This is a genomic window from Rickettsia endosymbiont of Ixodes scapularis (assembly GCF_000160735.1).
Taxonomy (GTDB): Bacteria; Pseudomonadota; Alphaproteobacteria; order Rickettsiales; family Rickettsiaceae; genus Rickettsia; species Rickettsia tamurae.
This window is the reverse complement of the sequence record NZ_CM000770.1, coordinates 1444577-1450170: the sequence shown is the minus strand read 5'-3', so window position 1 is coordinate 1450170 and position 5594 is coordinate 1444577. Positions and strand designations below refer to the sequence as shown.

Genomic DNA, 5594 nt, shown 5'->3' with positions numbered 1-5594 from the left:
GAAATCGGAATGAAGTATATAGCAAATTATTCTCTCGTATTTAACTTCTTAGTATCATACTTGTAAATGAAAATAATATCACCATATGAATAAAAAACTTATCCTATTTTTTAGTATAATGTTAATATTATCACATCGTACAGTTTTGGCACAGACACGAGTAGAATTACCGCAAAAACTAAAAAGTTTTATTAAAAAGTTTGAATTGCAAAAAGACGAATTACAAGGAGGAGCAATTGCAATTTTATACAAAGGTGAGGTTATTTATAAAACAACGTTTGGAAATCAGAAAGGTAATAGCGGAGTTATTACGGATAAAACTTTATTTCCGTTAGCATCGGTTTCAAAAGCTGTTTCAGCAACGGCAATTGCATTAATGGTAGATCAAGGAAGTTTAGATTTTGACGAAAAATTCAAATTACCATACTTAAAAAATGCTATTAGTCTTAATAATATTTTAAGCCATACAACAGGTTATCAATTCTCAGGAAACATTGAAATTGAGCAAGGAATGAGTCACTCAAAGCTTTTAACGCTGCTAAAAAAACAACAAGCTAGTTGTAAACCCGGATAATGTTATAAATATAGTAACACTGTTTTCAGTTTGCTTGAAGAAGCTCTAAATTGTAAAAAATCAAGCTTAAATGCTGCATAGATAATTTGCGTACAACACTTAAAACGCAAGATATACAAATATTACCGCCTAGAGCCGAATGTACAACTTGCTTATCCGCATTCTAGAGCATAATAGACGGACAAAATTGCTGCCGTTTCCGCCTGGTACCTGCATCTGCATAGAACTTCGTATACCTATTCTTTATTTACTTGTAGTATATTATATGAATAAAAAACTTATAAAACTTATTTTTATAATTTGCAGCACCGTAATTGTAAGCGGTTTATTATACAAATATATCAATCAACATTATCCAAAATTTTTTAAAGAACCGCAAAATATAGGGAGTTTTTGTGCGTCGTTATTAATATTATTTAGTATAATTTACAGTACTATTAGCCAAAATGAAATACGCAGATTTTGTTTGCAATTAGCAATGTGGGCAGCAATTTTCTTGGTTATAATAACCGGTTATGCTTTTAGGTTTGAGCTGAGCTACGCTTATCATAGAGTAATGTCTGCTTTAATTCCATCATATAAATGGTCTACTGAAGTCGGAGAAATTATTATAGCCCGTAGCGGAGACGGACATTTTTATATCAATGCTTTTGTAAATAACGTTAAAATAAAATTTATGGTAGATACCGGTGCAAGTGATATAGCTTTGACTAAAGAAGATGCCCAAAAATTAGGCTTTGACTTAACTAAATTAAAATATACTAGAACTTATCTAACAGCTAACGGCGAAAATAAAGCTGCCCCTATAACCTTAAATAGTGTAGTAATCGGTACGGAATTTAAGAACATCAAAGGACATGTAGGTCTTGGTGACCTTGATATTTCACTGCTTGGTATGTCGTTACTTGAGCGTTTCAAAGGTTTTAGGATTGATAAGGATTTATTGATCTTGAATTATTAGACTTCCTGCATAACTTGCTTCTAAGGGCAATTTGTACGTCGATCCTAATCCCTCATCCTCACGTATGTCTATGGCGGCAAGTGTTTCCGTGTATCCTTTAAATTCCTCTCTATAAACTGCTTTGGGAAGATGTCTATTTTTTACAAATTTCTCTTTATTAAGAAATAGTTAAATTATTAACTAATACGAGTTTCGTATTAAGATGCCTAAATTATGGTTAATGAATATGCTATAATGCTTATCCTTTCAAGGTTTGTAAGAGGTGTGACAAGTTTTACAATTTAATAGTTATAGTCAAAAAAGACAATTTACTAAAAATTTATGCAGTTTTAAGTACATTTTATAACAAAAACAATATTACTAATATCCTCGTAACCCAGTTACTATCAGCTATTCAGTTCCTCTATTAATACGAATCTCGCGTTAAAAAAGATATTTCGCATGCTTTTAAAAATATTGGACAAGTTATAAAACATAGTTTTAAAGCTTTGGCAAAGGTCAAGAAATAGTTAACGTGAGTTTCGTATTAATAGAGGAACTGAATAGCTGATAGTAACTGGGTTACGAGGATATTAGTAATATTGTTTTTGTTATAAAATGTACTTAAAACTGCATAAATTTTTAGTAAATTGTCTTTTTTGACTATAACTATTAAATTGTAAAACTTGTCACACCTCTTACAAACCTTGAAAGGATAAGGATTATAGCATATTCATTAACCATAATTTAGGCATCTTAATACGAAACTCGCGTTTTTTTAGCTGTTTCTTTGCACCATGTATCTAGATTCTCTAATTCTTTTTTGATTTCTTGAGAAATTGCTTTTTTGTTTTCAGGATTTTCCTTCCCTTTTTCATAAGTATTAATAATCTTGTCTAATTTTTCTTTAAACTCTTTTTCGTTATTACTCGGTTTTAAATTAAGTATTACATCAGAGTGGTCTGATGATAGTTCTTTGAGGATATTAATAATTATTTCTTCTTTTAATGTCCCCCTTCGGGGATAAGAAATCCCTCGCCTTCAGGCGAAGGGAAGATATAATGAAATTGCTTTAGCAATGAATTTATATCAAGAAACATGAGAAGTTATAGAAAGAATAGTCATAGTCAGTATGATTTAAAAGTACATCTTATATGGATACCAAAATATAGGAAGAGAGTATTGATAGGCAAAGTAGCGGAAAGGGCTAGAGATTTACTAAGGCAGATTTGTATGGAACATGAAGTATATATAATTTCAGGGAAAATATCATGTGATCACGTGCATATGTTTATCTCATATAAATCACAAATATCTCTTAGCAAGTTAGTACAGTATTTAAAAGGTAGTAGCTCAAGAATTTTATTGCAAGAATTTGCTCATTTAAGAAAACAATTTTGGGGCAATCATTTGTGGGCTAGGGGCTATATGGCGGTCAGTTCAGGTAATATAACTGATGAAATGATACAGCACTATATTGATGAACAGGAAGGTGAACCTGTGAATGATGATCGATTTCTAATCGATTCCACTTTATAACCCCTCAGCTTATAGCTGAGGGTTCTTTAGTTCATTATTAGCTCCATTAAGCAAATTTTCATATTTATGATCTGGTACTATATTCGTTACATAATCTAAGAATTCTGTTTTGTGGTAATGATTCGGTATTGAGTTTAGCAAATTCTCCATTGTGTCTACATATGGAGCTATACTTGTGATATCATGGTTATTAGATGAATCGGCTATAAGAACACTAAAGTCTTTTAGCATATCTGGGTTCTTTAATGTTAATTTATGTTCTTTAAAAAACTTTTCTAGTTTAATATTAATTTCATGTTGTCCAAATTTACCTTGAGTTGAAGAATTTGGCATTTTGATAATCCTATATTAGTTAACACAAAAGAAATTAAAGCTTATATTAATAAACTTGAGAAATATTTTTAATTAATTAAATTATTAATATTTCTTTTTATAAGGTGATAAATTTACTATTTAGAAGAAAGAGAAAAGCTGCTTAGTTTAGAGATTTGGTGAAAGACACTTAATATTCCAGTTAAACGGCAAAAAACTTGATTTTATGATGTATACGCCGTTTGATAGCTTTATAAAAGTGTCGGAAATCGAAGAATGGCGCACCCTAAAGGATTCGAACCTCTGACCCACAGATTAGAAATCTGTTGCTCTATCCAGCTGAGCTAAGGGTGCTAAACATTTACAGTAAACTTTATATCAGTTTAAGCAAAGTTTTTCAAGGATTTTTTTATTAAAAATAATAAGCAAATGTGATAAAAGATATTCATGGATAAATTCTACAATTACAATTCTTCTTCAAATCAGGCTTTACTTAGTCTTAAAGTAAAACCTAATTCTAACCGGAATCTAATTAGCGATTTTATAACTATTAATAATATCCCATATCTAAAATTATCTATAAAAGCAGTACCGGAGCAAGGTAAAGCTAATGAAGAAATCATAAATTATTTAGCAAAAGAATGGAAATTATCACGTAGTAATATCGAAATTATTAAAGGTCATACTCATAGCTTAAAAACGATATTGATAAAAAATATTAATTAAGACTATTTAAATTTGATTATTAATTCCTATATTAAATAAATAAAATTTTGTTACAAGATACCAAAATCGTCATTGCGAGCGACTAAAAGGAGCGTAGCAATCTCAGGACTATAGCACGAGATTGCTTCGTCAAAACTTACAGTTTTTCCTCGCAATGACAAAAAAAACTGACCTAGTAACAAAGCTAAAAACAAGAATTTATAAATTGGTTTAGTATGACACAAGAAAAGAAAAAGTTTGATGCCGAGGTTGGCAAGATTTTAAATTTAATGATTCACTCTCTTTATAGTAATAAAGAGATTTTTATGAGGGAGTTAATTTCCAATGCTTCGGATGCTTGCGATAAATTACGTTATTTATCTCAAAGTAATAGTGCATTAGTAGCAGGTGATAGCAATTTTAAAATTACGGTTAAAGTCGATAAAGGTAACGGACAAATCATTATCCGTGATAACGGCATAGGCATGAATAAAGAGGATTTAATCGAAAATCTCGGTACTATTGCAAGATCGGGTACGGCAAATTTTCTTAAAAGCCTCTCCGGTGATTCTAAAAAGGATAATATGCTAATCGGTCAATTTGGTGTTGGATTTTATTCAAGCTTTATGGTAGCCGATAAAGTGACTGTAACCTCAAGAAAAGCTGGTGAGGATAAAGTTCATGTTTGGGAATCAGACGGGCTTGGTGAATATATTGTCTTAGATTCAGATAAAGAGTTCACAAGAGGCACGGAAATCGTTTTACATATTAAAAAGGAAGAAGATACATTCCTTGATCATTTTAGATTAAAACACATCGTTAAAAGCTATTCCGATCACATAGCAATACCGATATATTTCTTTGATGAAGCCGGTAATAATGAAATCCAGCTTAATTCAGCTTCTGCATTATGGACAAGACCGAAATCAGAAATTACGGAAGAACAATATAAAGAATTCTACAAAAGCTTATCTTATGCCGTTGATGACCCCTGGATAACGATGCATAATAAAAACGAGGGAGCTATAGAATTTACTAACCTACTTTTTATCCCATCGAGCAAAACATTTGACTTATTTCACCCTGATCGCAAAAGGCGAGTAAAATTATATATAAAAAGAGTATTTATATCTGATGAGAATATAGATTTAATCCCGTCATATTTGAGGTTTTTACGAGGTGTAGTTGATTCAGAAGATTTACCACTAAATATTAGCCGTGAATCACTGCAGCATAATAGCGTGCTTGAGAAAATCAAAAATGCTATTACAAAAAAAGTGCTTGGCGAGCTTAGAAAAAAGAAAGAGGAATCACCTGAAGAATATAATAAGTTTTGGGCTAATTTCGGCGGTGCTTTAAAAGAGGGTTTATGTGAGGCTACTACCGATCATGAAAAATTATTAGAGGTATGTATATTCAGAAGTGCCTTGCATAATAAAATGATCAGCCTTGACGAATATATAGCGAATTTTAAAGAAGGGCAGAATACTATATATTATTTAAGCGGTGATAACCCCGATAAAT

At 31.1% G+C, this 5594-nt stretch carries 6 protein-coding genes, 1 tRNA gene and 1 pseudogene; 5 read left to right on the top strand and 3 right to left on the bottom strand.

What is annotated here, in order from left to right; genetic code table 11:
• Nucleotides 1–85 precede the first annotated feature (85 nt).
• Together REIS_RS11285 and REIS_RS07250 are read left to right on the top strand one after the other, a co-directional pair.
• The gene (locus REIS_RS11285) at nt 86–574 is read left to right on the top strand and encodes a serine hydrolase domain-containing protein (RefSeq protein WP_008580674.1); all 489 of its coding nucleotides are present in this window, start codon (nt 86–88) and stop codon (nt 572–574) included.
• A gap of 265 nt (nt 575–839) precedes the next feature.
• Complete coding sequence (locus REIS_RS07250) at nt 840–1535, top strand: TIGR02281 family clan AA aspartic protease (protein ID WP_008580673.1); 696 nt, start codon at nt 840–842, stop codon at nt 1533–1535.
• 753 nt (nt 1536–2288) lie between these two features.
• Here REIS_RS07250 and REIS_RS15875 read toward each other — a convergent pair.
• Nucleotides 2289–2510 (bottom strand): annotated as a pseudogene (locus REIS_RS15875) (hypothetical protein); the annotation flags it as partial.
• Nucleotides 2511–2612: 102 nt separating this feature from the next.
• On the opposite strand from REIS_RS15875, the gene tnpA reads away from it, so the two are divergent.
• Nucleotides 2613–3053: an IS200/IS605 family transposase gene (tnpA, locus tag REIS_RS07245; protein WP_008579210.1), complete on the top strand. Its 441-nt coding sequence runs from the start codon at nt 2613–2615 to the stop codon at nt 3051–3053.
• Nucleotides 3054–3062: 9 nt separating this feature from the next.
• On the opposite strand, the gene REIS_RS07240 is transcribed toward tnpA, so the two are convergent.
• The gene (locus tag REIS_RS07240) at nt 3063–3386 is read right to left on the bottom strand and encodes a hypothetical protein (RefSeq protein WP_008580671.1); all 324 of its coding nucleotides are present in this window, start codon (nt 3384–3386) and stop codon (nt 3063–3065) included.
• Nucleotides 3387–3642: 256 nt separating this feature from the next.
• Nucleotides 3643–3719: transfer RNA gene (locus REIS_RS07235), tRNA-Arg, on the bottom strand.
• 93 nt (nt 3720–3812) lie between these two features.
• On the opposite strand from REIS_RS07235, the gene REIS_RS07230 reads away from it, so the two are divergent.
• Both REIS_RS07230 and htpG read left to right on the top strand, forming a co-directional pair.
• A complete protein-coding gene (locus REIS_RS07230; protein WP_008580670.1) occupies nt 3813–4091 on the top strand; it encodes a DUF167 domain-containing protein in 279 nt (92 codons plus the stop codon).
• A gap of 215 nt (nt 4092–4306) precedes the next feature.
• Nucleotides 4307–5594 (top strand): molecular chaperone HtpG (gene htpG / locus REIS_RS07225; RefSeq protein WP_008580669.1); only part of this gene is annotated, 1288 nt, incomplete at its 3' end.